29 protein-coding genes, 4 pseudogenes and 1 riboswitch are annotated in these 26,296 nt (G+C 62.0%); of the genes and pseudogenes, 8 read left to right on the forward strand and 25 right to left on the reverse strand.

All coding sequences use genetic code 11. From position 1 onward, the window contains the following. The first annotated feature begins 104 nt into the window (after positions 1 to 104). Positions 105 to 1,304, forward strand: a complete 1,200-nt coding sequence (locus CVS27_RS15120) for an MFS transporter (RefSeq protein WP_243400225.1) — start codon at positions 105 to 107, stop codon at positions 1,302 to 1,304. On the opposite strand, the gene CVS27_RS15125 is transcribed toward CVS27_RS15120, so the two are convergent. Further along, positions 1,301 to 1,747 (reverse strand): universal stress protein, encoded by a 447-nt coding sequence (locus tag CVS27_RS15125; protein ID WP_103466687.1) that lies wholly within the window; start codon positions 1,745 to 1,747, stop codon positions 1,301 to 1,303. The two genes, CVS27_RS15120 and CVS27_RS15125, sit on opposite strands and share 4 nt — an antisense overlap. 462 nt (positions 1,748 to 2,209) lie before the next feature. After that, positions 2,210 to 3,031: an NAD(P)/FAD-dependent oxidoreductase gene (locus CVS27_RS15130; protein ID WP_243400213.1), complete on the reverse strand. Its 822-nt coding sequence runs from the start codon at positions 3,029 to 3,031 to the stop codon at positions 2,210 to 2,212. Between the two features lie 451 nt (positions 3,032 to 3,482). On the opposite strand from CVS27_RS15130, the gene CVS27_RS21745 reads away from it, so the two are divergent. Beyond that, positions 3,483 to 3,650, forward strand: coding sequence for a DUF8730 family Cys-rich protein (locus CVS27_RS21745; RefSeq protein WP_103466688.1), 168 nt, complete (start codon positions 3,483 to 3,485; stop codon positions 3,648 to 3,650). A gap of 114 nt (positions 3,651 to 3,764) precedes the next feature. Here the strand turns inward: CVS27_RS21745 and CVS27_RS15140 are convergent, their stop codons facing one another. From CVS27_RS15140 to CVS27_RS15150, 3 genes are all read right to left on the reverse strand, one after another. Further along, complete coding sequence (locus CVS27_RS15140) at positions 3,765 to 4,529, reverse strand: sulfite exporter TauE/SafE family protein (RefSeq protein WP_103466689.1); 765 nt, start codon at positions 4,527 to 4,529, stop codon at positions 3,765 to 3,767. Then, positions 4,526 to 5,134 carry a rhodanese-like domain-containing protein gene (locus CVS27_RS15145; RefSeq protein WP_103466690.1) on the reverse strand — a complete coding sequence of 203 codons (609 nt, stop codon included), beginning with the start codon at positions 5,132 to 5,134 and terminating at the stop codon, positions 4,526 to 4,528. The genes CVS27_RS15140 and CVS27_RS15145 overlap by 4 nt, the downstream gene beginning before the upstream one ends. 157 nt (positions 5,135 to 5,291) lie before the next feature. Beyond that, on the reverse strand, positions 5,292 to 5,594 hold the full coding sequence (locus tag CVS27_RS15150) for a rhodanese-like domain-containing protein (RefSeq protein ID WP_103466691.1): 303 nt from the start codon (positions 5,592 to 5,594) through the stop codon (positions 5,292 to 5,294). A gap of 207 nt (positions 5,595 to 5,801) precedes the next feature. On the opposite strand from CVS27_RS15150, the gene trxA reads away from it, so the two are divergent. Continuing rightward, positions 5,802 to 6,167, forward strand: coding sequence for a thioredoxin (trxA, locus tag CVS27_RS15155; RefSeq protein WP_103466692.1), 366 nt, complete (start codon positions 5,802 to 5,804; stop codon positions 6,165 to 6,167). Positions 6,168 to 6,320: 153 nt separating this feature from the next. Next, positions 6,321 to 6,932 (forward strand): hypothetical protein, encoded by a 612-nt coding sequence (locus tag CVS27_RS15160; RefSeq protein ID WP_103466693.1) that lies wholly within the window; start codon positions 6,321 to 6,323, stop codon positions 6,930 to 6,932. 12 nt (positions 6,933 to 6,944) lie between these two features. Here the strand turns inward: CVS27_RS15160 and CVS27_RS15165 are convergent, their stop codons facing one another. The 4 genes from CVS27_RS15165 to CVS27_RS21495 all read right to left on the reverse strand — a co-directional run bounded on the left by CVS27_RS15165 (position 6,945) and on the right by CVS27_RS21495 (position 9,097). Then, a complete protein-coding gene (locus tag CVS27_RS15165; protein ID WP_103466694.1) occupies positions 6,945 to 7,331 on the reverse strand; it encodes a DsrE family protein in 387 nt (128 codons plus the stop codon). 285 nt (positions 7,332 to 7,616) lie between these two features. Next, positions 7,617 to 8,051, reverse strand: coding sequence for a rhodanese-like domain-containing protein (locus tag CVS27_RS15170; protein WP_207767543.1), 435 nt, complete (start codon positions 8,049 to 8,051; stop codon positions 7,617 to 7,619). Positions 8,052 to 8,273: 222 nt separating this feature from the next. Further along, positions 8,274 to 8,789 (reverse strand): sulfocyanin-like copper-binding protein, encoded by a 516-nt coding sequence (locus CVS27_RS15175; protein WP_243400214.1) that lies wholly within the window; start codon positions 8,787 to 8,789, stop codon positions 8,274 to 8,276. Positions 8,790 to 8,842: 53 nt separating this feature from the next. Further along, on the reverse strand, positions 8,843 to 9,097 hold the full coding sequence (locus CVS27_RS21495) for an SHOCT domain-containing protein (RefSeq protein WP_103466696.1): 255 nt from the start codon (positions 9,095 to 9,097) through the stop codon (positions 8,843 to 8,845). Between the two features lie 583 nt (positions 9,098 to 9,680). On the opposite strand from CVS27_RS21495, the pseudogene CVS27_RS15185 reads away from it, so the two are divergent. Next, positions 9,681 to 10,079, forward strand: a pseudogene (locus tag CVS27_RS15185) (DUF4113 domain-containing protein); the annotation flags it as partial. Positions 10,080 to 10,127: 48 nt separating this feature from the next. On the opposite strand, the gene CVS27_RS15190 reads toward CVS27_RS15185, so the two are convergent. After that, the gene (locus tag CVS27_RS15190) at positions 10,128 to 10,793 is read right to left on the reverse strand and encodes a hypothetical protein (RefSeq protein ID WP_133162946.1); all 666 of its coding nucleotides are present in this window, start codon (positions 10,791 to 10,793) and stop codon (positions 10,128 to 10,130) included. 260 nt (positions 10,794 to 11,053) lie between these two features. After that, entirely contained in the window at positions 11,054 to 11,491 is a 438-nt protein-coding gene (locus tag CVS27_RS15195; protein ID WP_103466699.1) for a sigma-70 family RNA polymerase sigma factor, read from the reverse strand. A 218-nt stretch (positions 11,492 to 11,709) separates the two neighbouring features. On the opposite strand from CVS27_RS15195, the gene CVS27_RS15200 reads away from it, so the two are divergent. Further along, positions 11,710 to 12,357, forward strand: a complete 648-nt coding sequence (locus tag CVS27_RS15200; RefSeq protein ID WP_103466700.1) for a nucleotidyltransferase family protein — start codon at positions 11,710 to 11,712, stop codon at positions 12,355 to 12,357. Here the strand turns inward: CVS27_RS15200 and CVS27_RS15205 are convergent. Continuing rightward, positions 12,354 to 12,716: pseudogene (locus CVS27_RS15205) on the reverse strand (SOS response-associated peptidase family protein); the annotation flags it as partial. The gene CVS27_RS15200 and the pseudogene CVS27_RS15205 overlap by 4 nt on opposite strands. Positions 12,717 to 13,281: 565 nt before the next feature. Further along, positions 13,282 to 13,456, forward strand: a riboswitch (cyclic di-AMP (ydaO/yuaA leader). 5 nt (positions 13,457 to 13,461) lie between these two features. Between CVS27_RS15205 and CVS27_RS15210 the strand changes: the two are divergent. Beyond that, complete coding sequence (locus CVS27_RS15210; RefSeq protein ID WP_103466702.1) at positions 13,462 to 14,292, forward strand: M23 family metallopeptidase; 831 nt, start codon at positions 13,462 to 13,464, stop codon at positions 14,290 to 14,292. A 441-nt stretch (positions 14,293 to 14,733) separates the two neighbouring features. Here CVS27_RS15210 and CVS27_RS15215 read toward each other — a convergent pair whose 3' ends face one another. The 9 genes and pseudogenes from CVS27_RS15215 to CVS27_RS15255 form a co-directional block, all read right to left on the reverse strand. Then, on the reverse strand, positions 14,734 to 14,979 hold the full coding sequence (locus CVS27_RS15215) for a hypothetical protein (protein ID WP_103466703.1): 246 nt from the start codon (positions 14,977 to 14,979) through the stop codon (positions 14,734 to 14,736). A gap of 27 nt (positions 14,980 to 15,006) precedes the next feature. Continuing rightward, complete coding sequence (locus CVS27_RS15220) at positions 15,007 to 15,642, reverse strand: thioredoxin-like domain-containing protein (RefSeq protein WP_103466704.1); 636 nt, start codon at positions 15,640 to 15,642, stop codon at positions 15,007 to 15,009. Continuing rightward, entirely contained in the window at positions 15,639 to 16,553 is a 915-nt protein-coding gene (gene lgt / locus CVS27_RS15225) for a prolipoprotein diacylglyceryl transferase (protein WP_103466705.1), read from the reverse strand. Before lgt ends, CVS27_RS15220 begins: the two co-directional genes overlap by 4 nt. A gap of 11 nt (positions 16,554 to 16,564) precedes the next feature. Beyond that, positions 16,565 to 18,091 carry a multicopper oxidase family protein gene (locus CVS27_RS15230; RefSeq protein ID WP_103466706.1) on the reverse strand — a complete coding sequence of 509 codons (1,527 nt, stop codon included), beginning with the start codon at positions 18,089 to 18,091 and terminating at the stop codon, positions 16,565 to 16,567. Positions 18,092 to 18,117: 26 nt separating this feature from the next. Continuing rightward, positions 18,118 to 18,867, reverse strand: coding sequence for a cytochrome c biogenesis CcdA family protein (locus CVS27_RS15235; protein ID WP_103466707.1), 750 nt, complete (start codon positions 18,865 to 18,867; stop codon positions 18,118 to 18,120). Between the two features lie 4 nt (positions 18,868 to 18,871). Next, positions 18,872 to 19,690 carry a F510_1955 family glycosylhydrolase gene (locus CVS27_RS15240; RefSeq protein ID WP_103466783.1) on the reverse strand — a complete coding sequence of 273 codons (819 nt, stop codon included), beginning with the start codon at positions 19,688 to 19,690 and terminating at the stop codon, positions 18,872 to 18,874. A gap of 154 nt (positions 19,691 to 19,844) precedes the next feature. After that, complete coding sequence (locus tag CVS27_RS15245; protein ID WP_103466708.1) at positions 19,845 to 20,441, reverse strand: DUF305 domain-containing protein; 597 nt, start codon at positions 20,439 to 20,441, stop codon at positions 19,845 to 19,847. Between the two features lie 106 nt (positions 20,442 to 20,547). Beyond that, entirely contained in the window at positions 20,548 to 21,027 is a 480-nt protein-coding gene (locus CVS27_RS20565) for a DUF6153 family protein (RefSeq protein ID WP_133162947.1), read from the reverse strand. Positions 21,028 to 21,113: 86 nt separating this feature from the next. Next, positions 21,114 to 21,413, reverse strand: a pseudogene (locus tag CVS27_RS15255) (heavy metal translocating P-type ATPase); the annotation flags it as partial. On the opposite strand from CVS27_RS15255, the gene CVS27_RS21665 reads away from it, so the two are divergent. Then, a complete protein-coding gene (locus tag CVS27_RS21665) occupies positions 21,324 to 21,563 on the forward strand; it encodes a multicopper oxidase domain-containing protein (protein WP_103466784.1) in 240 nt (79 codons plus the stop codon). The pseudogene CVS27_RS15255 and the gene CVS27_RS21665 sit on opposite strands and share 90 nt — an antisense overlap. 125 nt (positions 21,564 to 21,688) lie before the next feature. Here CVS27_RS21665 and CVS27_RS15265 read toward each other — a convergent pair whose 3' ends face one another. From CVS27_RS15265 to CVS27_RS15280, 4 genes and pseudogenes are all read right to left on the reverse strand, one after another. Next, positions 21,689 to 22,135 (reverse strand): hypothetical protein, encoded by a 447-nt coding sequence (locus CVS27_RS15265; RefSeq protein ID WP_103466710.1) that lies wholly within the window; start codon positions 22,133 to 22,135, stop codon positions 21,689 to 21,691. A 212-nt stretch (positions 22,136 to 22,347) separates the two neighbouring features. After that, positions 22,348 to 22,842, reverse strand: a complete 495-nt coding sequence (locus tag CVS27_RS15270; protein ID WP_243400215.1) for a universal stress protein — start codon at positions 22,840 to 22,842, stop codon at positions 22,348 to 22,350. Positions 22,843 to 22,958: 116 nt separating this feature from the next. Continuing rightward, positions 22,959 to 25,226: an NUDIX domain-containing protein gene (locus tag CVS27_RS15275; protein ID WP_207767544.1), complete on the reverse strand. Its 2,268-nt coding sequence runs from the start codon at positions 25,224 to 25,226 to the stop codon at positions 22,959 to 22,961. Then, a pseudogene (locus CVS27_RS15280) lies at positions 25,207 to 26,226 on the reverse strand (ABC1 kinase family protein). Before CVS27_RS15280 ends, CVS27_RS15275 begins: the two are co-directional and overlap by 20 nt. Positions 26,227 to 26,296 lie beyond the last annotated feature (70 nt).

Genomic DNA, 26,296 nt, shown 5'->3' on the forward strand with positions numbered 1-26,296 from the left:
TGACGCCCGGTAATGCCCCAACACCCCGGGACCGTGCCGTCCGGCGGGAAAATCCACGACCCACCGGCCTCTCGCTGGGGCTGCGGCAGAACCTGGCCCAGTTCATGCTCCTGGTCGCCGTCAACGCCCTCGTCGGGGGCACCCTCGGCCAGGAACGCACCGTGCTCCCGCTGCTGGCCCGACAGGTCTTCCACCTGGACCTCTACACCTCCGCCCTGACCTACATCCTGGCCTTCGGGCTGGCCAAGGCCGGCACCAACTACGTCGCCGGCACCCTCTCGGACCGCTACGGCCGCAAACCCGTCCTGATCACCGGCTGGCTCATCGCCCTGCCCGTTCCGCTGATGCTGATCCTCGGACCGTCCTGGGGGTGGATCGTCGCGGCCAATGTGATCCTGGGCATCAGCCAGGGCCTGACCTGGTCCACCACCGTGGTTATGAAAATGGACCTCGTCGGCCCGTCCCGCCGCGGCCTAGCCATGGGCCTGAACGAGGCAGCAGGCTACCTCGGCGTCGCCGCCACCGCCCTGGCCACCGGCTACATCGCCGCCAATTACGGGCTCCGGCCCGGCCCCTTCCTGCTCGGCGGCGCCTACATCGCCCTCGGACTCGGCCTGTCCGTGATAACCGTGCGGGAAACCCGGGGCCATGCCATGCTGGAGGCCGCCAACCACACCTCCGCCCACGCCCGCGCCCACGGAGAACTAAGCAACCGGGAAATCTTCACCCTCACCAGCTTCCGGGACAAGTCGCTGTCCTCGGTCAGCCAGGCCGGCATGGTGAACAACCTCAACGACGGCCTCGCCTGGGGGCTGTTCCCGGTCCTGTTCGCCGCCGCCGGACTGAGCATCGAAAAGATCGGCATCCTCGCCGCCGTCTACCCCGCCGTCTGGGGCGCCGGGCAGCTCGTCACCGGTGCACTATCTGACAAGTACGGACGTAAACGTCTGATCGTCGGCGGCATGCTCGTCCAGGCCGTAGCACTGGGAATGGTCGCCTTCGGTACCGGTTTCGGATTCTGGTTGGCCGCCGCGGTCCTGCTCGGCGCCGGCACCGCCATGGTCTACCCCACCCTGCTGGCCGCCATAGGCGACGTCGCGCACCCGTCCTGGCGGGCACGCTCGGTAGGGATCTACCGCCTCTGGCGCGACGGCGGATTCGCGGTCGGAGCCCTGCTGGCCGGCATCCTCGCCGATGCCTACGGCATCCCGGCGGCAGTCGCCGTCGTGGGTCTCCTCACTGCATTGTCGGGAATCATTGTGGCCGTACGGATGCGCAGCACCGACCACAAACCCGCAATCTAAGGACCAGCACCGGCGCCGGCACGGACCACCAGCACAGGACAATGGGCATGGTGCACCGCGTGGCCCGATACCGAGTCCAGAAGCATTCCAGCGAATCCGCCATGACCACGCGATCCAACCACCAGCAGATCCGCCCCGGCTGCAGCTTTCAGGAGAACTTCCGCGGGATGCCCCTCCGTCACTTCCCCGGTGACCGCCACCCCTGGCCCGGATGCCCGCCGCAAAGCTTCAGTGTGTGCATGCCGGGCGTCCTCTCCGAATGCCTCATGATCCTCGGCCTTACCCGCGGCGTCCCCAATGACGGGATAGTGCCATGCTGCAACAACGTGAACCTGCCCGGACCGCAGGCGCGCCTCTTCAAGTGCCCAGTCCAGAGCAGTCAACGACGAGTCCGACCCGTCGACCCCGACAACGATTCGGAAAACCGCTCCTACCTCCATCATTCCTCCCTCTATGGGCCCTGCCACCCTCAATCCTCCCACTATGGAAACCGTGTCTTCGCGGCACGACGTGCAAATTAACGCCGCTTCACTGCCAGCCGAAGGGTGCGGGAATTCCAGGAGTTCCTGTTTGCAGGAAGCCCCACCCGGACACCTGGCTTCAGCCGAATATCATTTCTCGAAGGACCCTCCTCAACCGTCATAGCACGGCCACTTCAGGACCTGTTCAGGCGCGGCCTTGGAGTACCAGGTTCCAGTACATGAACGGCAAGCCATAGCGTTTTAGTAGCCACATGTCACGGCGTTTCTTGGTGGTGTCAATAAAGGGAAGGCTGGGGGCCCGCTGGAGTGAATAGTCGAACTCGGCCAGCAGCATCTTCCCGCGCGCCGTTGTCAGCGGGCAGGAGCAGTATCCGCTCTACCGGGCCGCCGGGATTGCACCATTGATGGCAGCCAGAAGATTCTTCAACAGCACCGGAACCTGCTTTCGGATAGCCGCCCCGGTTTTTGAGTTCGGTGTGGATTCGGCGTCACCCAGGGCAAAAATTTCGCGGTGGCCCATGTGTTGCACAGTGGTATTGTCCACCTCCACGTACCCGGCAGGGTTGGCAGGACCGGCCAGCGGTGTGCGCTTGAGCCAGTCAGGGGCCGACTGCGGCGGCACGGTGTGCAACTGGTCGTAGTGCAGCGATCCCCTGGTCCCCGCTCGCTGTCCGCGATGACCCCGGTCCGGGAGGAAGGGTCCACTTCGACCATTTCGCTGTTGAAGCGGACCTCGATTCCGTAATCGGCCACCACACGCTCGAGTTCATCGGAGAAGGCCTTGACCCCGAACATGCCCGGCGTCGGAAGAACTATCACCACCCGGATGTCCTCCAGCACCCCCTGACTGCGCGAGCAGTCGGCCGCAAGGCAGGCGATCTTCCGTGGAGCTCCGGCACATTTGATCGGCCCGGACGGCTGGGTAAAGACGGCCGTGCCGGAGGTCAGGTTCTTGATCATGTTCCAGGTCTTGGGGGCAAGGTCGTAGCGGTAATTGCCTGAGGCGGCAGGCGACTCGATGGCCTCGGCCATGCCGGGGACCTTATCCCAGTCGAGCTGGATGCCGGAGCTGACCACGTGGTAGTCGTAGCTAACCGTCCAGCCCGAGGCGAGGGGGACGCCGCGCCCGTCCGGGTCAATGTTCGTGGCAGCATCCTTGTTCCAGGCAACACTTTGGGGAATGAGGAGGACTGGGGGCGGACGGATTCCTCCTGATCGGCGCAGCCTCCCCCGACCAGGGTCCACAAAGGCTGATAGTAGTGCACGTCGCTGGGCTCGATCAGACCAATGTCTGTCCGTCCGGTCTTGCGGCGTCTCGCTGCGACACTGACACCGGCGTGCCGCCACCAATGCTCAGAATCTCGTGGTGGATGCTCATGTATAACCCTTTCGATGAACCAAGCACTGCCGCCATGCCCACAGCGGGCAGACACAGGATCTCCCACCCACCGGGACGGGGACCGCAGCCGGCCGGATCCGCGTAGACAAGCTGGACACTATACCCATGAGGGTATCTTGATGAGATACATCTGAGAGCGGGAGCCGGCCATAGTGAGGGCAGGTAAAGTCTGCCCGCTCTCATTGGAGTGCCGCCCCAAAGGCGGGCCATGGGCGCCCGCACACTTAAAACCGGCGGCCCAAAATACCCCATGGGGTATACTGCTAAGACAATCGAATGAGATAAGGGAGCAATCAGATGTGCCGTGCGGTGACATGCAAAAAATGCGGTAAGACGACGTGGGCGGGCTGCGGCCAGCACGTGGACCAGGTCATGCGCGGGGTCCCAGCCTCCCAGCGGTGCCGCGGGCACGAGCAGGAAAAGTCCTCGGGCAGGGGCTTCTTCGCCAGACTTTTCGGACGGTAGGGCCACCCTGCTGGCGCCCGGGCGTTCGGCATAGGGAAAGCGCCGGAGGACATGTCCTCCGGCGCTTTCCCTATGCCACTTCTTTGCAGTCACTCTCAGGATTTGCTGTCACTCTCAAGAGAGGAGCGCCTGCATCGCGACGTAGGCGGCGATGACCAGGACCAGAATGGCGAAGCCACGTTTGAGTGCCTTGTCGGGGATCCTGGTGCCGATCCGCCCTGCCGCGAGCGAGGCGGCCATCGCGGCTCCGGCGAAGGCCGCCGTGACGGCCCAGGCGATCTGCAGATCACCGAGGTGGGCGGCGAAGCCGGCGGCCGAGTTGATGACGATGATGACCAGGGAGGTTCCCACGGTCAAGGCCATCGGGAGTCCGAGGACCAGGGTGAGGGCTGGGACGATCAGGAAGCCGCCGCCCACGCCGAGGAGGCCGGTCAGGAAGCCCACGACGGCGCCGGTGGCGATGGCCTTGGGCAGGCAGCTGCGCCAGTGGACCCCGCCGCCGGGCAGTGCGCAGGCGCCGCCGGCGGTTTTGGAGGGCATCAGCATCCGGATACCGGCGAAGACCATGATCGCGGCAAAAGCCAGCAGCAGGATCTTCGGGTCCAGGAGCCGGTTGACCGCCGCGCCAAGGTACGCCGTCACGGTTCCTGCCGCGCCAATGATCAGCGCCAGTCTCCAGTTCACCCCGGTCCGCAGCCGGGGCAGCACCGCGACGGCGGAGGACGCGCCAACGACGACCAGCGAGGTCGGGATCGCCGCGGCCAGCGGCAGCCCGACCCCGTAGACCAGGGCGGGGACGGCAAGGATGGATCCGCCGCCCCCGACCAGGCCCAGCAGGGCGCCAACGATCAGCCCGAACGCCGCCGCGGTGAGGATCATGCCTTGGCGTCCAGGTTCCACAGAGCCTGGTGCGCGGTGGGCTCGTTCGCGGGGCGGTTCCACGGCATCTTCGAGAGCGCCTGGCCCATGGCGCAGCTGTTGGTCGCGGCGGAGAACGTCAGGCCGGCGCCGATCCCGCCGGCCACCAGGCCGAGTTTGGGGGAGACAAATTTCGCCGCGAGGATGCTGGCCAGCACGAGGGAACCTGCGGTCATCCGGACCTGGCGTTCCAGCGCCCAGGGGCCGCGGCCCCTGACAACATTCCCGCCCGCGGCGGCATACGCCGGGACCCCGCCGGCCAGGACGCTGGCACCGGCCAGACCCACGGCGTCCAGGTGTTTGCGGGCCTGCTCGGCGCGGTTGCCGGACTGGCAGACCAGGACCACACGGGTACCCAGCTTCGCTGCGAATTCTTCCGTGTGCTCGCTGAGCATGGCCAGCGGAACATGGTAGGAGCCATTGATATGCACCGCATCGAACTCGGCGCCGCTGCGCACGTCGATGACCATCAGATCATCATGGTTGTCCTCCCAGGTCTTTAGGGTTGAGGCGTCTATGGACTCTGGGGCGGATTCAACGGCATGGGTCGTGTTCAAAGTTGTCATTGTCTCTTTCGGTGCAGCTGGAACATTTTTGGTGGTGGCGCCGCACTTGCGGGTAGCCTCCGCCCGTCTCCCTGTCGCGAAGCTGCAGGACAAGGTCCGGGCAGGTGGGAGCCTTGACGGCATCTGGGGATATGCCGCCCGGGCGGTCTGGGGCGGGTCAGCTGATGGGCAGGCCCGCGGCTGTCCAGTCGAGCATTCCGCCGGGCACAGTGTAGGCGGTAAAACCTGCAGCTGTCAGCTGCTCCGCGGCTACTGCACTCCGGCGCCCGCTGCGGCACACGGTAATCACGGGACGGGATCTGTCCAGCTCGTTCAGGCGGCTGACCAGTTCTGCCAGGGCGATGTGAGTCGCGCCGGAGATCATGCCCTCGGCGACCTCATCGGATTCGCGGACATCCACAATCTGGGCGTCGCTGCCGCCCTTGAGCTGCTCCGCCAGTTGCTGCGGGGTGATCTCCATGTTCTAGACCTTTCAGTAGGAAGGGGCATTGGTTTGCAGTAGTAACGGGGGCGCGCTTGAGCCGGTTGATGGTGCGGCGTTTGCCGGAGTTCCGCGCCGGCTGGGCATCTACCCTTCCATCATGATACCCCCTAGGGTATAAAAGCAAGCCAGGAGGACTCCCTTCCGATTCTTGCGAAAATACCCCATGGGGTATAATATTTGGACATGGCAACCATCGACCTCTCCGAAAAGACCTTCCACGAGACCCTTACCGGCAACGACATCGTGCTGGTGGACTTCTGGGCAGCCTGGTGCGGGCCCTGCCGGATGTTCGCTCCCACCTTCAGCAAAGCCTCGGAAACCCACGCGGACGTTGTCTTCGCGAAGGTCGACACCGAAGCCGAGCCCGGGCTCTCAGCCGCCGCCCGCATCACCTCCATCCCTACCCTGATGGCCTTCCGCGGCGGAATACACGTCTTCTCCCAGCCCGGCGCGATGAACGCGACCGGACTCGAGCAACTGATCACCGGCATCAAAGAGTTGGACATGGACCAGGTCCGGGCGACGGTCGCAGCGAACCCGGCATCCTGAGACGCGCCAGGCGGCGGTCCCGGGAGCCCCACGGCATGCCGGACCGGGGCCCATGAGCACGCACGAGCGGCTGAGCCGTCTTCGCAGGCCTGCGGCAGCACCCAGCCGGCCACGGCCCCGGACCCCGAGCAGGGAAACAGCCAGGAAACGGACATGGATAAGAACAGCCGGATCGAGCAGGAACTCCAGGGCGGGGATCAGCGGGGAAGTACCCGTGGCCGGCGGCCACGGTCCCTGGGCGCTGACTGGCGTCAACTTCGCCACTGGCAGTGGTCCCGGGTGGCGGCAGCCGGCACCGCCGCCGCCGCCGCCGCCGCCGCGGCTGGTGTGCTCTCAATGAACGGCATGATGACAGAAATGCGTACACCGTGGTGGTCTGTAGTGATCGTCGCGGCCGGGTCGCTTCTCACGGGACTGGTAGCCGGAAGTTACATCAGGGCACCCATCGGGGCCGAGGCCACGCTCTGTGATACCCGCTGGCCGGTGCTCGGCCTCACCGCACTGGTGATCGCAACGTCCACAGGCCGCAGGACTCCGGCAGCCCACCTGTTCACCGGCGCTGCCCCCGCAGTGCTGGCCGGGGCAATCCAGCCTGCCTTCGCGCTCCTGTCCCTGGCCCTGCTGGGCTGGGCGCTGCGGGAGCGCCTCGAACTCGAGCGGAGGGCCGTATCGGCCACCACCGGCGGGGATGCAGGAGATGCGTGCACTACCTGCCGGCCGCTTTTCCCCACCAGGCCGGGCCCGTCGGGCGGGACGGACCCCTGACGACAGCGGGCATCACAGCCGGACGTATGCCCACCCTTCCCCCTGCCGTGTCGCCAGATGCGCAATGGCCGCCGGCACGGAACCGACGCCGGGAAGAAGCTGCCCCGGTGTCAGTTCCACCGAACCCATGCTGTTACCGCAAGCAAGAATCCGGATGCCCTGGCCCATGGCCTCGCTGACGGGCTTCGTCAGCGTTGAACCCGTAACCAACAGACCCACCCCAGGGCCCTGCACAACGACCTCAACAGGGACATCCGGCGCCAAGGCTGCCACCGCGTTTGCCGCACTGCGCAGCACGCCAGCAAGCCCGGAACTCCCGCCCTGCCCTGCACTATGGATCAAAAGCCCCCTCAAGGCATCAGCTTCCGGGGTATCGTTCGAAACGTTGCTGTCCGGCATGAGCGCTCCTTCAACATTGCCAGTGCCAACCTTCGGACCGGGCACAACCTGCGGTGGTCATACCATTGCATGCTATGCCAAAGATGAGAACGTCTTTTGTGAACAGGAACCCCTTGACACAGAGAAGCGCATAGCCTTGACAGCGGCCCTGGCCCGCAGGGTGGCTTGCCGTAGCCGCCGCAGAAGTCCTAAGTTATCTGATTACCTCTGTGGTGATGCCGAAACTTAGGCTAACGCCCCAGGTACGCAGCCACCGCTGACCCTTGCCGTGACAGCAACCGGCGGTCACGCGGTCCGTTCCGTGGGCATGGCCAGGGTAACCCAGTCATGCATTCCGCCCCTGTAGTATGCCAAGGCGGAGGCCGGATACCCGGCTTCCAGCAGTGCCCGGACAGCCGCCGGGGACTGCGGGCACTGCGGGCCGTTGCAGAAGAACACGCTCATCCGGGAAGGGTCGAGTTGATCCTTGGACTCGAGGATGCGGTCATGGGGGATGTTAACTGCCCCTGGAATCGTGATCCCGGCCCTGGAGCCTGGCACACGGGTGTCGACTAGGACCGCGCCGACGCTGAGCGAGTCCAGGAGCTCGAGCTCTCCAAGGGTGACCACCCCGGGCGCGCACTGCAGCGGCTGCAGCTCTCCCCATGTCGTGTCCACCGATACCAGATCCGGTTCGCCCTCCACCTCCCGGGGCACGCTGGCTGGATCTTGAGAACGCATTCTGGACCTTCGCTTTATTACAGCTGGCTCGACTCCCATGAGGCCCAGTCTAATGCCGCTGTGCGCGCCTCGGCAGGATTCCACCGGCGTAGCCGGTGGAATCCTGCTCGTGATCGCAAACGATAGTTACCGTAGCCCATCCGACAATGGCCTAGCGCTACTTTTACGTGCGACGGTTCCGGGCCCCCGCCCTCCAAGCGCCTGACAAGAGTGGTATCGGAACTAGGAGACCGTGAGTTGGGTGTACATTCCAGCGGCATAGTGACCGGGGAGGTTGCAGAGCAGTTCATAACGCCCAGGTGCCAACGTGAGGGTGACCCAGCCTGAGGAACCGGACACGATTCCCTGGCCGGCGCCTTGAGCACATGTATTGGATGCTTCACCGACGCTCCCGGCTTCATCGATCTTGGCGTCACCGCCAATCGGGCGCGTGCCGGCGACCTGATCGGACGGAAGCGGCAGGACCACCAGTTCATGACTGATATTGCCCCCGTTGGTCACCAGAAAGGACACCGTCCCCCGGGGCACGGTGGCACGGTCCGCGGTCAGACGCATCGCCCCGCCATTCATTATGCCGTTTCGTTGGCCCATCATGGGTCCGCCCATGTTCGTTAGGGAGACGTTCACCACCGGCCCGGGAAGATCGGGTGCCGCACAATTCTGACGGGACGCGAATCCGTTGCCGCCGGCAGTCGCCCCGCCCACGACTCCGATAACAACGACAGACAGGGCTGTCATGATGAGGGTGACTAAGACCCCGAAAATGACCTGCCCACGTCGGGATTGGGGCTTCATTCCGGATGCCGAAGCGCGGAGCGGCGTGCGGTGTATTCCGTTTCGTCGATCTCACCTCGGGCGAACCGCTCGTGCAGAATACGCTCCGCGTCGTAATGCGGGGGCCGCACGGGGCCTGGTCCTTGATGTGGAGGGGTGCGCCGAAGCAAGAGAATGACGACGGTGACCACGCCTCCCCAGAACACCAACATCATGAGTGCCATCGCTATCCAGGCACCTGCACCCCAGCCGTTCCCGTCCCATCCATACATCCTGACTCCGTCCCATGCCTACGTGTTGACCAGCCTTTGGTTGGAGTCTATTGCCTCCGTGGCCCGACGGAACAGGGTCCAAGGTCCTCAAACGGGTTCCCGCATCTCATCGCTACTTTGAGTGGATCACTTCATGGGCGTCCGCGGCTTCGAAATCGTCCCCTGACGGGTGATGCCGGACCCGGAGCGCAGCCGTATGCCGGGGACGTGCGTGCCGGAGGCACAGCGTCGAGGCCGTTAGTTCGCTGCCGCCCGGAGCCACGACCCTCGGGCTATGCCGATTGACCGGACAGGGACTCGCCGGCCCCGCAATTCCGGCGGACCCCTCGGCTGACCAGTCATCACGTGAATGATCCTCCCACCACGACAAATCGGACAGCTGGCTCCAGGACGACCACGGGCTTCACAGCAGTCACTCCCTCGGCCGGCCGTCACTGGCAAGTCGGGCGGACCTCAGGCGGTTTCGAGGTCCTTCAGGGCTGCAAGGAGCCGGTGATCGGCGTCGGTGGCGCGCCTGGCGAAGAACCTCATTGTGGGGAGAATCAATCCATGATTGGTCTGGCGTATGGGCCGGAGGTCGTGGTTTGCTGGAATCTCTCACTTCAATCCCAATGACAAAGCCTTCCCCTCGGTCACTGTCCGTCTGCCCATGCCGACCGCGGATCCAATGCTTCTCACGAAAGCAGCTCACGCCCTAGCTCCGCACATTGTGGATGGTGTCAGATATCCCAGGGCCGGCATCATGGTCACCGATCTCAAACCCACCGGGAACCAATCGCCCCTGTCCTTTTCCGTCAATGCTCACGAAGAAAAACACATCGGCACCCTGTTGGAAGACGTATCCAAGGAATACGGCCGCGGCGCCATCGGTCTAGGGGCAGCCGGCGTCAAGGGAGGGCCCGACTGGAGCATGAAAAGAGGGATGCTTTCACCCCGTTACACCACGCACTGGGATGAGCTGCCCATCGCCAAGGCCTCCTAGAACTCACCCCAACACCACAGCTAGCTCCTTGCCTGGTATCGAGTGAAACTAGGGTGTTCTCGCCTTAACTGGGTTCGGGTCCTTGTCCTTTAGATATCCGGGGATTGGGGTGGTGTAGTCGCCCTTAACCCTCCTGTATTCAGTCTGGCTTTCGGGGTCTTCCCCGTCGCAGACGATCAACCGAATTCCGTCAAGGTCTTCGACACCCTTGGCGTTGAAGAAATCAACGGCGTTCTGGTTGCATCGGCTGTAGCGGCCGGATGAATCGTAGATCGATGTGATTGCCTCGATGGGGGTGAATCGTCCGCCTCCTTCGCAGTGTCCCGCTATCGTGTCGATGCGGCCCGTACTCCAGCGGGTGAAAGCTCGCTCCAATGCGACAGATTGCTCCACTTCAATATCCAAAAGAGTGAGCGATGAGTAGTCATACAGGGCAAGCATCTGTGAGTAGCGTGGCGGGAGCCCCTCCCAGGACAGGGTTCCCTGAATAATCACATTCTCTTTGCGCTCTAGGCATCGCTTGATCATCAGATCAGCCAAGGCAACACTCTCGTTGTGCACCAGGGAGGAGAGCTCGTTCATCATAATGGGGTGGCCATCGGCAAGATTGGTTGTGAGGAAATCATCAAAGCGCCCATCGCTGACGGCAGATTTCAGAAGCCGGATCTTGATCTCATCGGCGTCAATTTCCCTCCAACCATCGGCAAGCTGCATCGCTCCAATGTGTGTTGATTTCCCTGCGCCAGGTGGTCCAGCTGTCACTACGACAGCCGCAAACCCCTCCTTTAGGATGAGCCCCTCGCCTTCGGAAAGGAGCTCATCCAGGAGGCTCCGTTGGAACCGGAGACGTTCCCCCGAGATATCTAACGGTAGATTCGTTTGCTGAGTGGCTCGCGGGGAGTTTCTGTGGGCTGAGCCGCCTTCTGAGGTCATCCAGGATAGCTCTTCGTGAACCTGCTGGAGCACTTCACGACTCATGAAGTAGCTGCGCTTCGGAGAACCACTTGACGGATTTCCTGGTAGTCCTCCATATCGATGAGATCCCGGTGAAACGCGTCAACGACGTCATCCCAGCTACCGCCTGTCAGAGCACCTTCGGGGTTGTCCGGTTCAGCATCCTTGGAGAAGGTGTATTGCCAATCCTTCAGCTGCTGGAGCATCTCACCGTGCCGCATCCTCCCTGCATGAAAATCGAGAATGATCTCACGAGGCGTCACTTCAAGGAGCTCCGGAAAATTCCTAATTTTCCTCAGTATCCGTGAGACCTCCGCCTGCGAAATCTGGAGCCGCTGAGCAATCTCGTCTTGCTTCAAATCTGCAACTCGTGCAGCTGCGCAACTGCGCAACAGATCAATCCGGTTCAACTCTCGGCCGGCATAGACCCGAGCCAATGCCTCTTGTGCAGTTTCCATATTCAGCTCCTCCGCCTACTCGCAATATACATAATGTATAAACCCCACGTTACTGCAGGCCCTACCCCCTGAATAGGGGTAGGAACTAAGGAAATCTCACACCAGTATGGACGCCATCGCGGTTTCGCTCTTCATCTCCTAGAGTTGAACCCAGAAGCCAAAGTCCCGCTTCACCACGACTGAAGAACCAAGAGTCGCGCCGGAACGGAAAGTCACCCATGAGGATTGCAAAGACCGATCTAATTGCCGGCCTGCCTGCTCCCGCCGCCCGACAGTTTCTCCGACGGGTCAAAAATGAAGACTTCGAGGAAGAATGGGCACTCTCATTGCTGGACACCCCCGACATCGACAAGCCCAGCACCGCCCTTGGACTTTTCCAAGCCCAGGGATACATCGAACGAACGGGCGCCTCTGATGGCAGATACCTTTGGTGGAGAACCACGATCCTCGGTAATGCCCTGGCTATGGCCAGTTTTGGCAGACCAATCTCCCGAAAAACCGCAGAGAGATTGGTAGCGGCAATACAAGAACGGGCCCGGACCTACAACTCCGATCTCACCAAGCCGTACTACGTTCAACGTTTGAGGATTTTTGGTAGCTACCTGGACAAGACAATCGATCCTTTGGGTGATGTCGATGTTGAGCTCATCATCGGACAACGCGTGACCGACCCCGAAGCACTCCTGCGGTACGCCGCGGAAAGTGGGCGAACATTTCCCTCTTTTATGGACCAACTGATGTGGCCACAAAAGGAAATCCTGCAAACATTGCGCAATCGCTCGACCGCCATCAACATCACCCTGGAGGACATCGAGCTCTTCACCGATCAATTCACGACAGTCTACGAAGACGCAACCATCAGCTAAGAGCCATCACCCCGCAGCGGTTCCACCGGATAGCGCTCAAGGACTTCCGCGATGGGCGTAGCTGCGGCCACTGCGGCATCAACCAAGGACTGGACTCCCTCTTCGTCCGCATCCAGCCACTCATCCCAAAATGATGGCGACAACGTCACCGGGGTGCCCTCCTGCAGCTGACGACCGTTCCCAATCCCAACCGTTTCCCTCGTCAAAATTGTGGCCGTGAGTGGCCAATACGCTTCATGATCCTCAGGTAGGGATTTATCGGACCCCCAGATGTAAAGGCCGGCGAAGCCCATCAGTTCATTACCCGGTAAATGGATGGCATGCGGGGTCTTCAACTCACCTTCGGTCAACCACTCATAGTAAAAATCGGAAGGCTTATCCGGTACTCGTTTGTGGCAGTCTTTAGCGTCTTAGAGTGCGTCATTTCCTCGTCTGGAAGTCGTGAAGCCGTGGCTATCTGGTTTTGCTCTTCAACGTCGTTGACGGAGCCAAGAGGCGAAACCTGATATTGCCCGTTGCGAGTGTTGCGTTTGAGTGCCGAGAGGGTTGCACTTACTTCTCATCGCTGTCCCAGGGCTGGCAGCAGGTGCCTTTGCTGTTCTCTACGCTCTCCACTTTGGTTTCAGGGGTCGGTGCGCCGCGGCCGCCTAAGGCGCCCTCGCTCTCATTGCCGTTTTGCCGCAACGGGTGCAGCAGGCATCGCCACGATACCTATGCAGATCTCTCTGGGCGTTTGGTCCGCCGTCCACCGGTAAGAGTGAGTTGCACAGCATCGGCACGAACCGTTCTCGGCCGATGGGGCACGAGAAAGTCACATGGCCCTAAGGTAACGAAATTATAACTTTTGAAGCTTCTTGGTTAGGCTTGAACAAATACATACCCCTTACGGGTATGTTCGTGACCGCTTCGCCAAACCCCGTCGGCGGATTACGACCGTTCATTTTCCAGACGGGGACGGAGGAACCACCACCGGCGCCTTAGTGCGCCTTGGGGTGAAGCACGCTCAACAAACTTAGGCCTGTGCGGCTATGTGTTGAGCGGGCCGGGCAGACCCCTCGCCCGAATCCGACAGCTAACTTCGTCGGCGTCGAGAGGATCTTATCTATGCCTGCCCACCGCCAGCACGGCCGCCGCCGTGCCACCGTCTCCAAGACTGCCCCCACCTCGCCTGGACGCCACTGGACGTCTCCAGCTGAAATCAAATCCAAACATGTCACGGGCCGAAAGCCACTGGCACTAGCCGTGGCCGCGGCAGGATTCATTGCCCTCACTGCCCTCCCCGCCGCACATGCCGAAACCAACCACCTTTCCCCGGCGGTGACCGCCAGCGCCGCCGCCTCGACAGCGCAACCGACAGTGACAGCGGACAAGGACGTTGTGCTGTCTTTCGCTCAGCCGACTATTGTCAGTAAACCGGCGCCAACGACAGCCCCTGCAGGCGGACTGCGTCCGGCGGCGGCAGAAAAGACCCCTGTGTCGGTACAGGCCCCAACAGTAACTACACCACCCGCACCGGCCCTGGAAGCTCCTACCACTAACTCGTCTTCGGGGCTGGTGCCTCCGTTGGCTGCCCTGACGGTCACCTCACCCTTCGGGTATAGGACCAATCCGTTGAGCGGCGCCGGTGGAGAAATGCATACCGGGATCGACTTCGGGGGTGCTTGCGGCACTGCGGTCTTGGCTTCGGGGACCGGGACCGTGACAGAGGCTGGCTGGAGCCAGTATGGGGGTGGTAACCGGATTGTGGTTGACCATGGCGGCGGGATCAAAACCACGTACAACCACCTAGACAGCGTCGGCGTCAGCGTCGGTCAGCAGGTCAGTGCAGGTGCTCAGATTGCTGGGGTTGGGTCAACGGGTAATTCCACTGGATGCCACCTTCATTTCGAGGTCGTCGTCAATGGTCAAACTGTCGATCCGGCACCGTTCATCTGATCGAATCCCCTCCTTCTTGGAAGGTCCCGGTGTAGAAAGTGACATGAGGTGGGGTCACGGTAGCCTTCGGGCCACCGTGACCCCTCCCATTGGCCAGGCACGCACGGGCGAATTCACTGATAAATCATTATTGAGCTCATCCAAGTATCGTGCTGCATGCTAACGCCGGGTGAATAACGGGCTGCTCCGAGAGAACCTATGATCACCCGTCCAAGACGATCGTGGTACCCAGAACTGATAACAACAGAACAAACAATGGGTAGCCAGAGATCGGTAGAGCAACGCCCCAAGCAGACTATGACTGAAGGCAGAGGCGACTCTAGGATCAGGACCGTGAAACGTCACGGTCCTGAATCGTTGAGCACACTGGTGGGACCCATCAGGGGCAGTATGGTTGCCTTCATGGGCCAGGTTCTCGCCGGCATGCCCTAGGGTGGCAGGTCAGCGCTTCTTGGGCGTGGTACGTCCAGCCAAGATGGCACCTGCAATCAAGAGGGCAGCCGCTGTGGGGTATCCGATGAGGAGATCCTGCATGCCGGGCGGACCCCCGGTCACGGCGACATGGGCGATCCAGTGTGAGAGTCCGACCAGAACACCCACGGCCATGATCATCTGCCCGATCCTGACTAAACGGCGATGACGACGGTAGTCCCTGTGGGCGTCATGACCGGGGAGACCGGTAGTCATGTTCTGTCCTTGTCCTTGGTGGGTTGTTTAGCCGTTAGTGCCACCAGAGCATGCAGCGCCTGGTTCTGGTGTCTGCGGGCCCATGGCGTAGGCCTTGATGAACACGGGAAGTCGGGAATCATCGGCATTCGGTACGGTGAGCTGTGTACCCCACGCGGAGGCAGTGATGGACGCTTGTTGGTCCGGATTGGGGCTGAGTAGGACGTAGGGTTTTCCCTTGACCAAGGCAGTCAAGGCACTGACGTCTTCTTGGGAAAGGTCTGGCTTGTAACTGATCCAGACTGCCCCGTGTTCGAGGGAGTGAACGGCCCGTTCCTCATTGACTGGGTCTGAATAGATACCGCAGTTCGTCCATGTTGCTGAATGGTCACCGCCAACACTGGGGCTCTGTGGGTAGCTCACGGGGGTTTGGACGTGGTTACGGGTAAGGTTCGGGTACGTCTGGACCCCGGTGATCGGGTTCTTGGCGGCCGCAGCCGTCTCCTCGCGGGCCTGAATAGACCCGGTAATGACGAATGCGACGATGGTGATCACGGCGACGGCCAGCAGACCAAATCCGCCGTAGACGAAAAGGTTACGTCGGCGTTGCTTCACTCGGTGCGTGGCGAACACGGCACCGATTCTTGCCTGATTTTCGGCCTGCCGGTCCTTGGCGTTACTCATTGCTGTCTCCTTGGAGTAGACGGGGTCGTGGATTTATCGTCTGAGCTGGTGGTGGGTATGGGATCTACGGTTGAACGAGGTTTGCCTCGCCATAACAGGAATGCGGTGGCACCGGCGAGCAGTAGCAGGCCTGAGACCCAGGTGTTCACCCGAAGTCCCAAGATGGTGTTGGCATAGTCGGAGCGCAGCAGCTCGAAGACGAACCGACCCGCGGTATAGAGGACGACGTAGAGGGCGAAGACGGATCCGGCCCCGAGCCGGAATCTCTTGTCGAGGTACAGCAGCACGGCGGCAGCTGCCAGGCACCACAAGGACTCGTAGAGAAATGTCGGCTGAAAGTAGCCCAGAATGACAGGGGCTCCGGTGCTGTCCAGGTGGGCGCGGCCGGTGCTGAAGTCCATCTGGTGGATCTGTAGTTTCCACGGCACTGTGGTCGGGTCGCCGTAGAGTTCGTTGTTGAACCAGTTCCCCCAGCGTCCGAGGCCTTGGGCGATCAGTAGCCCGGGGGCTGCTGCGTCGATGAGGGCGGTGAAGGAGACGTGGCTGCGTCGGCACCCAATGTAGGCGCCGAGAAGTCCCAGGGCGATCGCTCCCCAGATGCCCATTCCGCCGTCCCATATCTTCAGGGCGTCCCATGGGTTCTTCCCTGGCACGAAGTACAGTTCTGGGCTGGTGATGACGTGGTAGATCCGTCCTCCGGCGATGCCGAAGGGGACGGCCCAGATCGTAATATCTAGGATTGTTCCGGGGTTGCCTCCGCGGGCGGTTAATCGTCGCCCGGTAAGCCAGACGGCAATCACAATGCCTGCCAGGATGCACAGGGCGTAGAAGCGGATGGTCAGTGGCCCCAGTTGCAGTGCACTGACCGTGGGTGAGGGGATGAGCAGGGGTGTGAGCGCGATTGGATTCATGGGGGGCCGTCTTACGTGAGGTAGGAGAAGACGCCCATCATGCCGCGTTCGGCATGGTAGGCGTTATGGCAGTGGAAGAGCCACTGGCCCGGATTGTCGGCGTCGAAATAGACGGTGACGGTCTCTTTGGGGCGGACGATGACGGTGTCTTTGCGAGCCCCGGTGGTGCCGATTTGGAAGGTGTGGCCGTGGATGTGCATGGGGTGCCACATTTCGGTGTCGTTGATGAACTTCACTTCCACCCGTTCCCCGATCTTGAGGTCGAAGGCCTTTTCGAAGGGTTTGGTCATGTCAAAGCGTTGGCCGTTGATACCCCAGTCGTAGTTCGCCATTCCGCCAGTTAGGCGCAGCTCGTGGGTGCGATCCGGTGACTTGGACGGAAGGTTCACGGACGGGTCAGCGGTAAGCTGGCCACCGTGAACGACGTTGCCGCTCAGCGTTTTCGGGAGAGCATCTTTCCCGGGTGCTGTTCCGCTCCCGGTGGTAATTAGGCCGTAAGTCATCTGGGCTTTCCCCTCGGCAAGGGCCAGCACGGGGGTGTATCCAGCCTGGATGGTCAGGATCGCGTCGATGCGTTCGCCCATGCCGAGGACGACGGCGTCGACCTCGGTGTGCTGGACAGGGAATCCATCGGTGTGGGTCAGAGTCAGTTTCTGGCCCGGGACCCCAACCCGGTAGGCGGTGTCTCCTGCGGCATTGATGATACGTAGGCGTATCCTTTCCCCCGCCGTGGCCGTGAAAGTCTCCGGGTTCTCCGGCTCACGGCCGTTGAACAGATGGAGCGGGAAGGCGACATCCCCGGCGTCACCGCCGAGGAAGTCGCTGCTGGCGCCCATGAGCATGTGGCCCATCACCATGCCACCATCGCCTTCGCCGTGGTTCATGCCGCCCATACTCGCCATACCCTTGGAAAGCTCTTTGATGACCTCATCTGGAGTGCCGGTGACGCCGTCAAGCCAGTCATCCAGGATGATTACCCAGTCTTTGTCATACTTCAAACTTTCTTGAGGGTCTTCGATGATCAGGGCACCGTAGAGAGCACGTTCTCGTTGCATTTCCACGTGTGAGTGGTACCAGTAGGTTCCCGGGTGGGGCAGATTGAAGCTGTAGGGGTAGTCCTTACTGGCGTCAATCGCGGCCTGAGTGAGTCCAGGGACACCATCGGCATCATTGCGGAGGGCGAGTCCGTGCCAGTGAATGCTGGTGGGCTCGCTGAGCTTATTGGTGACGGTTACCTTGAGTTGGTCACCGACTGTGCCGCGCAGGGTCGGGGCGACGAGGGCGCCGTCATAGCCCCACGTTGTGAGCTTCTTCCCTGCCATGGTGGTGGAGAACGGGGCGGGGGTGAGGGTCTTGGTGACGGTCTTGCCGGTGGAATCCCGCCGAGTTTCATAGTCGTTGATGAGCGGGTCGGTAGGAAGGATTCGGTTGGTTTGTCCTGTCGCTGGAGGGGTGGGCGTACAGGCGGCCAAGGCGGCCGCTGCGGTGGTCGCGACGGAGAGCCCTAGGAAGGAGCGTCGGTTTAGTGTGTGGCTCATGAGGTGTTCCTTTGAAGAATGTGGGCTTAGACGACGGTGAGGTAGGTACCGGAGAGGTTTTGCAGCTGGTAGATCCACTGCATCCAGGCTCCGGTGACCATCAAGAAGCCGAGGACAATCAGCATGCTGGCTCCAGCGATGTTGACAATGCGGATGTGGCGGCGGATGAAGCCCAAAATTTGGGTAACCCAACCCAGTCCGAGGGCGACAAGGAGGAAGGGTATGCCCAAGCCCAGGCAGTAGATGAAAGCCAGTAGTGCCCCGCGCCAGGCACTGCCGGAGGAGATGCTCAGGGCCAGAACGGCGCTAAGTGTCGGGCCCATGCAGGGCGTCCAACCCAGGCCAAACACAATGCCCAGTAACGGTGCCCCACCAAGTCCGGTGCGTCGAGTGAGCGTTAGTTTGCGGCTCTGTTGTAACCAAGAGAACTTCCCCAGCAACACCAGTCCCATGATGATCACGACAACGCCCAGGACGCGCATGAGCGGGTCCTGCCATCGAACGAGCCAGGAGCCGACCATCCCGAATGCAGCCCCGTATAGGGTGAAAACGGAACCGAATCCGAGGATAAACAGCCCGACCCCTGCCACCACACGCCGGCGATTGCGCGGCTGGTTCGGATCGGTCAAACCAGAGACGTAGCCGAGGTAGCCAGGAACGAGCGGCAGAATACAGGGGGATAGAAACGAGACGATCCCGGCAATCAGGGCCAGAGGCATCGCGACGAGGAGGGCGCCGGAGGTTACCGTCGTGGCGAAAAACTCTCCGATACTCATGTCGCTAGGACGCAGCCGGCTGGAATGTTGCGCCGCCGTCGGTGGACACTTGGACTCCATCGGTAGTGGCCGCCCAAATCCAGGGTTTGCCTGTGGTGCCGGCTAGGGCAGTGATGGCTTCGACTTGGCCCGTGATTTTTCCTCTCTCGGTCCATGTCAGTCCTGAATCGTTCGAGACGTAGACGCTCCCATCCGGTGCAACACCGACAGCTTCCGTCGGGGCTTTCATCTCTGAGTCAGCAAACGCGGCGAACTGAATGATGGGTCCCTTGGGTACGAGTTCCCAGGTTTGCCCGGCGTCGATTGAGCGTTGAATTCCCGCTTCGGTGGTCGCCAACACGACGGTCGAGGCGGGGTTTCCGGCCAAACCGGCAGGCGAGAACGTTGCGGGCGAGGTAGACCACGCTATTCCATCTGTGCTGGTGCGAAGTTGCCCGTCGAAAGCGACCAAGCTGCCGCCGCTAACGGTCAGGGCGTGGAAGTCTGACTGGCCGCCTCGGGAGACCTGTTGCCAGGTCTTTCCCTCATCAGTGGATTTCACCAGTCCGAGGGGGTTCGGCAATGAGGAATCCGGCCCGGGGTGACCGGACGCGTAGTAGGTTCCCGGCTCGGCAGAGGAGGTGAATCCCATGAGATCGATGGTATTTTCACTGATTTTCTTCCGCGCAGTCCCTGTTGCATCGAACAACCCATCGTGAGTGGCTAGAAGAACTTTGGTCGAGGAGGGGTCCACATAGATCCCGTGGACATGATCGCTGCCCACGGCCGCAACAGCTTGCGGATCCGGTGGTGTCGAACAACCAGCCAGCACGAGAGGAAGCATGAGCGTTGCCACGATCACTGTAGGGCGGGCAGGCGAAAGGAAGAAGCGGGGTTTCACAAGAACTCCAAAAACATGTTGATCGAAAAGATAGAAGGCGGTGGCGGTTCTAACGTCAACGAACCGCCACCGTTGAGTTGTCAGCAGCAGTTGAGGACTACAGAGCCGCTAGCAGGTCCTTCATGTCTTTGATCTCGGATTCCTGTGAGGCGACGATGCTCTTCGCCAGAGCGACCGCGTCGGCGTTTTTTCCGCCGGTAACCTCGGACTGGGCCATTTCCACGGCACCCTCGTGATGGGCAATCATCTGGGTCAGGAACAGCTTGCTGGCCTCGTTTCCTTGCGCAGCTGTGAGCTTCTCCAGGTCAGCGGCACTCATCATGCCGTTCATCGACATCGTCCCGGACATCGCGGTGGGCTCACCCCAAGAGCCCAGCCAGGTAGTCATCTTCGTAATTTCCGGGCCTTGGGCGGCCTTGATGTCTGTTGCCAACGCGGTGATCTTCGCATCGAGGCCGGTCTTGGCGAGCATAATGTCGCTCATCTCCACCGCCTGGGTGTGGTGAGGGATCATCATTTGGGCAAACATCGTGTCTGCGGAATTGTTCTCGCCCACCGTAACCGGCGCTTGTGTCGTCATGGAATCGCCATGGTCCATACCTGGCATGGATCCGCCGTCGGTTCCGGTGGAACATCCTGCCAACGCGAGCATGGCGGCAACAATGGTGGCTGAAACGGTCAATGATTTCTTCATAACAAAACAGTCCTTCACTTAAACTTCTCGAATACCTTGCAGTTGCCCTGGCATTGAGGGCACACGAATGAGGACCCGTGAGTGATACACGGGACGCTTCATCGGTTTATGTTCTGCTGATCGAGAGTTGCTTCAGTGACGGCGGATCGGGAACACGACCCGAGGACTTGTGTCCTGTAGCAACCAGAAACGCCGATTCGTTCGAAGGAAGCATGAGCGTTCCGGGCAGGGGCAAATTCACGGCTGCTGTTGCGAGGCTTGGAATACAGCTCTGGTGCATGTCCATGGATGATTCACATCCAGTGGAGGAACAGCCGCAAGCCGCCGGTGCAGTCGAGGGCGCATGAGCGGCGCTACCGAGCATTGCGTTGCCTTCGGACACTGGGTGTTCCGACACCGTAGCGCTTTCGACACTGACTGTTTCGGTGGAGGCGTTCATCATACTGGAGGAAGCCAAGGAAGAAACGCCTGCTCCGCCCATGACATGCATGCCGAAGATCCCGCCGATGACAGCGAACGCAAGAGCGATCATCCCGCCCCAGCGCAGAAAGGATCCCATCGTGGGCATGTTACTTGGCATGCGCATGGTGAAATCCTTTCTGTAGCTCCCTGGAATCTAGCTAATCGTTATGAATTGTACGGGCCCAAGCTGGGTGAGAGCTTCGAACATTCCTATTGGACGTTGGCGGGGCTGAGCTTGAGGCGGCGGAGCAATTGCGCGTTCAGTGCCACCACGATGGTGGATAGTGACATCAAAACTGCACCCGCGGCCGGTGAGAGGACGATGCCAGCAAAAGCCAATACACCTGCGGCCAAGGGGACTGAGATGACGTTGTAACCGGTGGCCCAGATCAGGTTTTGCCACATTTTTCGGTAGCTGGCATGGGAAAGGTCCACCATGGACAACACTGCCCATGGGTCGTTTCCTGCCAGGACCACGCCGGCGGATTCCATCGCTACGTCGGTTCCGGCGGTGTCCGCAAAGATACCGTAACCGTCCGTCCCAACCAGACCGTGACGGTGGTCTTCGACGCCGACAATCCGGGCCAGTGGCTCGCGCACTGCAACAACGCTTATCACGCCGAAAGGGGCATGATGGCCTTCTTCTCCTACGCCAAGTGACGGCCTGAGTGTGAGCTTTCAGGCTCCGGGCGCTGCGGACGGCCCGTCCCGGGGCCTCTCACGGGCGAGGGCAGGATGAGGTCCACGCGTATACGTTCCGGATCCTGCTCCGACCCGGGGCCGAATCAGTGACCGGAGGGGTGATCCGTTGGGTGCTCCACGCCCGGTACCGGCCCAGGGGGTAGGTCACCTCCGGTGCCACTGATTGCCGGGCCGATGACGAACGCCGACAGGGAGAACATCGCAGCGAAGATCAGCAGCCCTATGGCCGGTGCGATCCAGGTCCCGAACCGTTTGTGCAGGCGCAAGAGCAGCGGAACGGATGCAAGCAGTCCCAGCGCACCGAACAATGCGGTGCCCCCGGATCCTGCGACGAGTGCCGTACCGGCGAGGAGCCCGATGTGATGAAGGACGTGCGGCAGGAGACCCACTAGGAAACCTATGACCGCGACGATCGAGTGCCAAAGGGCGTGGAAGCGCTGGCGCCAGGTCCTCGGCTGTTCCGGATCAGCACCGGAACGGGAAGGCGTGGCGGCAGAGCCGTGCAAGTGGTGGGAATGATCACCGGTCATGGTCCACCGTCCTGTCTCTAATGCATCATGATCTCCGAGCTGCGCCCATTCTAGCCCTGCGCTGGTTGGTCTCCAGACCGCCCTGAATGAAACGGCACGCCTTGGCCTTGTCGACGGCTGTCAAACCACGTGGGGCCGGTGCGCCCCGGCTCGTATCAGAACCGCCCAAGCAGCCCTGCAGCGGATGATCTCTCGATCAGCTGGCCATGACCCTATCCGTCTCCGTGGGCTCTGGGCCTAGTCTTGACTACGACCACGGGACAGAAGGCGTGGTGGACTGCCTGCGTGGAGACGGATCCGAGCAGCAGCCCCGTGAATCCTCCGTGGCCGCGGGAACCGACGACAAGCAGGTCCACGTCCTGGGAGGCATGCAGCAGTACAGAGGCTGCAGCCCCCTGAATGACGTCGCCGGTGAACGGCACGCCCTCGGTGTCCACACCCTTCAAGGCGTCGGTCTGAATTCTCCGGGCAGCAGACTCGAAAATGTCAGGATCCCAGATCATCACTTCCATACCAGCCGTCACGGGCGGATACTCCCAGGCGGTCACGGCCCGTATCTGCCCGTGACGGAGTCGGGCTTCCGTGACGGCCCATTCGAGAGCTATCCGTGACTCGGCTGAGCCGTCCACCCCCACCGCGATCGTGAATCTGTCTTCGCCGCTCATGAGCTCCACCGTTCTTTTGGGTGCTGCCTGGCTGATTGCCATCAGTCTCCCATATCTGGTTCAGCCGCAAGGTACCTGATAAAGATGACCCCGAATGAAGACAGTCCTGCTCTAGCGGACCTTGAACGGCGACGGGCGGTCAATGGGCGGCTGCAGGATCAGGGGCTGGTGCGGGGCTGCGGTGTCAGGGGGATCCCCGTCAGAGCAGACGCGGATCCGTCTTGGGGATGGGAAACAGGATCCGCGGTGACCGGTGCGTGCCTCTTCGGCGTCGCCTCCGTCTCCGTTGATCCCGTGTACTCACCGTGCCCCCAGAGCATGCCTCTGAGCAGGTCAAGTATCGCACCACTGACAGCTCCGAGCGCCGCAGGCTGACGGTCCGTAAGGGTTCCTTCGTCGGGTGCGGGCCCCGGTCCCCGTTGTCCTAGGCGTGTTGGCTGATACAACGGAAGTGTGGTGAGGAGACTGACCTCGGCCATGTTGGGTGTTCCGGTGAAGACGGGCCCCGGCGACCAGGCGAGTACAGGTGTTAGGAGGAAACCGCTTTCGGGAAGGGCGATGGCGGGCAGCGTGCCCAGAATGTGCACGCTGCCCGGGTCCAATGCGGTTTCCTCGAAGGCCTCGCGCAGCGCCGTGGCGGCCGGGCCGTGGTCGCCGATTTCGGCGGCGCCGCCGGGAAAGACCAGCTGCCCCGGGTAGTGGGTTAAATCGGGTGCGCGTTCAGTGAGCAGCACTGCCGGGCCGTGCGGACCGTCTGTGAGCAGCACAAGTACCGCTGCCGCCCTCAGGGTGACGCGGGTCGGCTGCCGGTCCGATCCGAGATGGTCCCGCCCGGTCAGCCGGGCCAGCTTGTCGGCCCAGGGCGGCAGCGGTGCCGTTCCGTCAGCGCTCGGCTTCGACCGGGCAGCATCATTGCCCAGCCATTGCAGCTGCCCGGTCCGCACCCGCAGCAGCGCTACCCCTGGAGCGGCTCCGGCCGGTTGCACCAGCCGAGTCAACTGTCCGAAACCCGGATGGCCGAACAGTGCCCGGGCGGGACGGCGGGCCGCCAGGTCGGTGGCGTCGGAGAAATCGGCGGGGTTGTTGGCTACCGCCACAAAGGCCTGCCCGGCCCCTACGAGGTTGGCCACCGGGCCGCCAAAGGCGACGAGGGTGTCGCTCATTGCCGGGACCAGCAGGAGGTTGGCGCCGGCCTCGGTCAAGGCGTGCACGGCGTGAGGGTTAAGCAGGTCCCGGCAGATCGCCAGCACCAGATGCCATCCGTCGTCGCTGACATGGACGCGTAGCTGGGGCCAGCCCTGGGGCTGGATGTCTTCGTTGACCGGCCGGTCGGCTGGGGAATGCTTGTCCTGGGTCAACGGGTTAGGGACGCCGCGGAGGTATGTGACGGCCGTGTTACGCCGCCGCGGCGACCCGTCGTGCTCGTCGTCGTGATGGTAGCTGCCTGCGGCCAGCATCCTGGGCCCGCCGGCCCGGCAGGTCCAGCTCTGCAGCCGGGCGGCCAGGGACTCGGTAACGCACAGCTCGGGCAGCACGATAACGCTCGCGCCGGCTGTGACGGCTGTACTGATCAGTCGGTCTATCTCCTGATGCTGTTTCTCTTCATCCTTCGGGCGGACCGGGAAGGTCCGCCCCCTGGCATCCGCCGGGAAGTGGAAATCAGCCAAAGTGCGGTTGGGGTGGCAGGTTGCCACGATGGTGTCGGGACCAAGGATCCCGATGAGCTCGCGGGCGAGACTGTAGTCGAAGATGACCTGGAACTGTGTGGCCCATTCCCCGGCAAGCCGGACATGACGGGTCTCATCCAGACGGTTGGCAAGCCGCCACGGCGGAGAGGTCGCCGGCATTGCGGTCACTTCCCGCATGTCGGGACTGTCCAGCGGGATAGGATCTCCCACGCCGGGCTGGTACGGGCTGCGCCGACGAAAGGACTCGCGGAAGCTCTGGCAGTAGCGCTCATCCAGCAGCTCGGCCAGCAGCCGCGCCACCGCTACGGCGGGAAGGTCATCGCCGGCGGTCAGTGACGCCGCAAGAGCACTGCGCACCTCCGGGCCCAGCTCGAGTCCGGTCAATGTAGCGGGCAGCACCGACCTGACACCGGCGACGATCAGCGCTGCTCTGGCGCGGCACCCGGAATCCTGCATCCGCTCCTGCAGCACCCGGTGCTCGTCTCGGCACAGCTGCAGTAAATGTGTGAGGGTGACCAGCGGTTCCCTCTCGGCTGCAATGGCCGCCTGGATTGACGCGACACGCTGGGGCAGCGGCAATAGCCGTGCCACGCACGGGGCACACTCAGTCATTGATTCAATGCGCGCCCACTCACCCGTGACGCCCCCGCTGGCATTCGCCGTACCGGAATCGACGACCGGAAAAAAGGTGTGCCCGCCGGTGTTCATCTCCTCCGCATCACAGCCTGGATCTTTCATGATGCCCCCTTCCACGCAGTCTGTCGCCCAAAGTGGAGGACGATCCGACAGCGCTTCCGCGCAGTACGTCGTTCACCTCACCAACCATGCCGAAGTTGATGAGACCGATGCGACAGTCGGGTTCGATGAACAGGTTGCCGGGATGCGGATCCGCATGGAAGAACCCGTCCTCAAAAACCATTGTGACTGCTGTTCCGGTTGACCGTGCGGCCCTGGCCGCCCGGTCAATCCCTGCACCTTCCAGCACCTCGAGGTCATTGACTTATATCCCCACGATCCGCTCCAGGGTCAGGACCCGGGACGTACTGGTTTCCCAAAAGACGCGGGGAATATGAACGCCGGGATCGGCGGCCAAGTTGTGGGCCAATCGCTTCGCATTGCGGCCTTCCCGCAGATAGTCGAGTTCGGCCCTCAGCGTCTGTGCGAACTCCGCGGCTATGCCGGGGAGATTATAGTAGGCCGCCGCGTCCCATCGGCGGCTGATCTGGATGGCGAGGTTCTGCAGAATGTCCAGATCTGCCTCGATGGTGGGAATTACGTCGGGCCGCCTGACTTTGACGACGACGTGGGTGCCGTCGTGGAGGGTTGCTGCGTGGGCCTGTCCGATCGAGGCACTCGCCAGAGGTTCGAGCATGAAGTCCGCAAACACTTCGTCAGGCTTGGCCCCGAGCTCTTCGCGGATCAGCTGACGGATCGTTGCGTCTGGCACCGGCGGGGCAGCGTCCTGGAGTCTAACCAGCTCCGTCTGGTACTGGTGCGGCAAGAGGTCGGCACGGGTGGAGAGGATCTGGCCGAGTTTGATGAACGTCGGTCCCAGCTCTTCGAGGGCCAACCGCAGGTGATCCGGATTCGTGTAGGGCTGGGTCCTGCATTCATGGCCAAGGAGCCCATGGTGGAACGGGACCCATCGCTCGAGTCCGGTGATACCCACCAGAAATCCCAGCCCGTGTCGGGCCAGTACCTCGCTGATCTGCTGATAGCGGTGTACACGTAAATTCATTGTCACTTCCTGATTTGTACTTGAAGGATGAATATTCCGAAGACGCACACCGTGTTCGCCCCAACAAAGT

This window comes from Arthrobacter glacialis (genome assembly GCF_002909445.1).
Taxonomy (GTDB): domain Bacteria; phylum Actinomycetota; class Actinomycetes; order Actinomycetales; family Micrococcaceae; genus Specibacter; species Specibacter glacialis.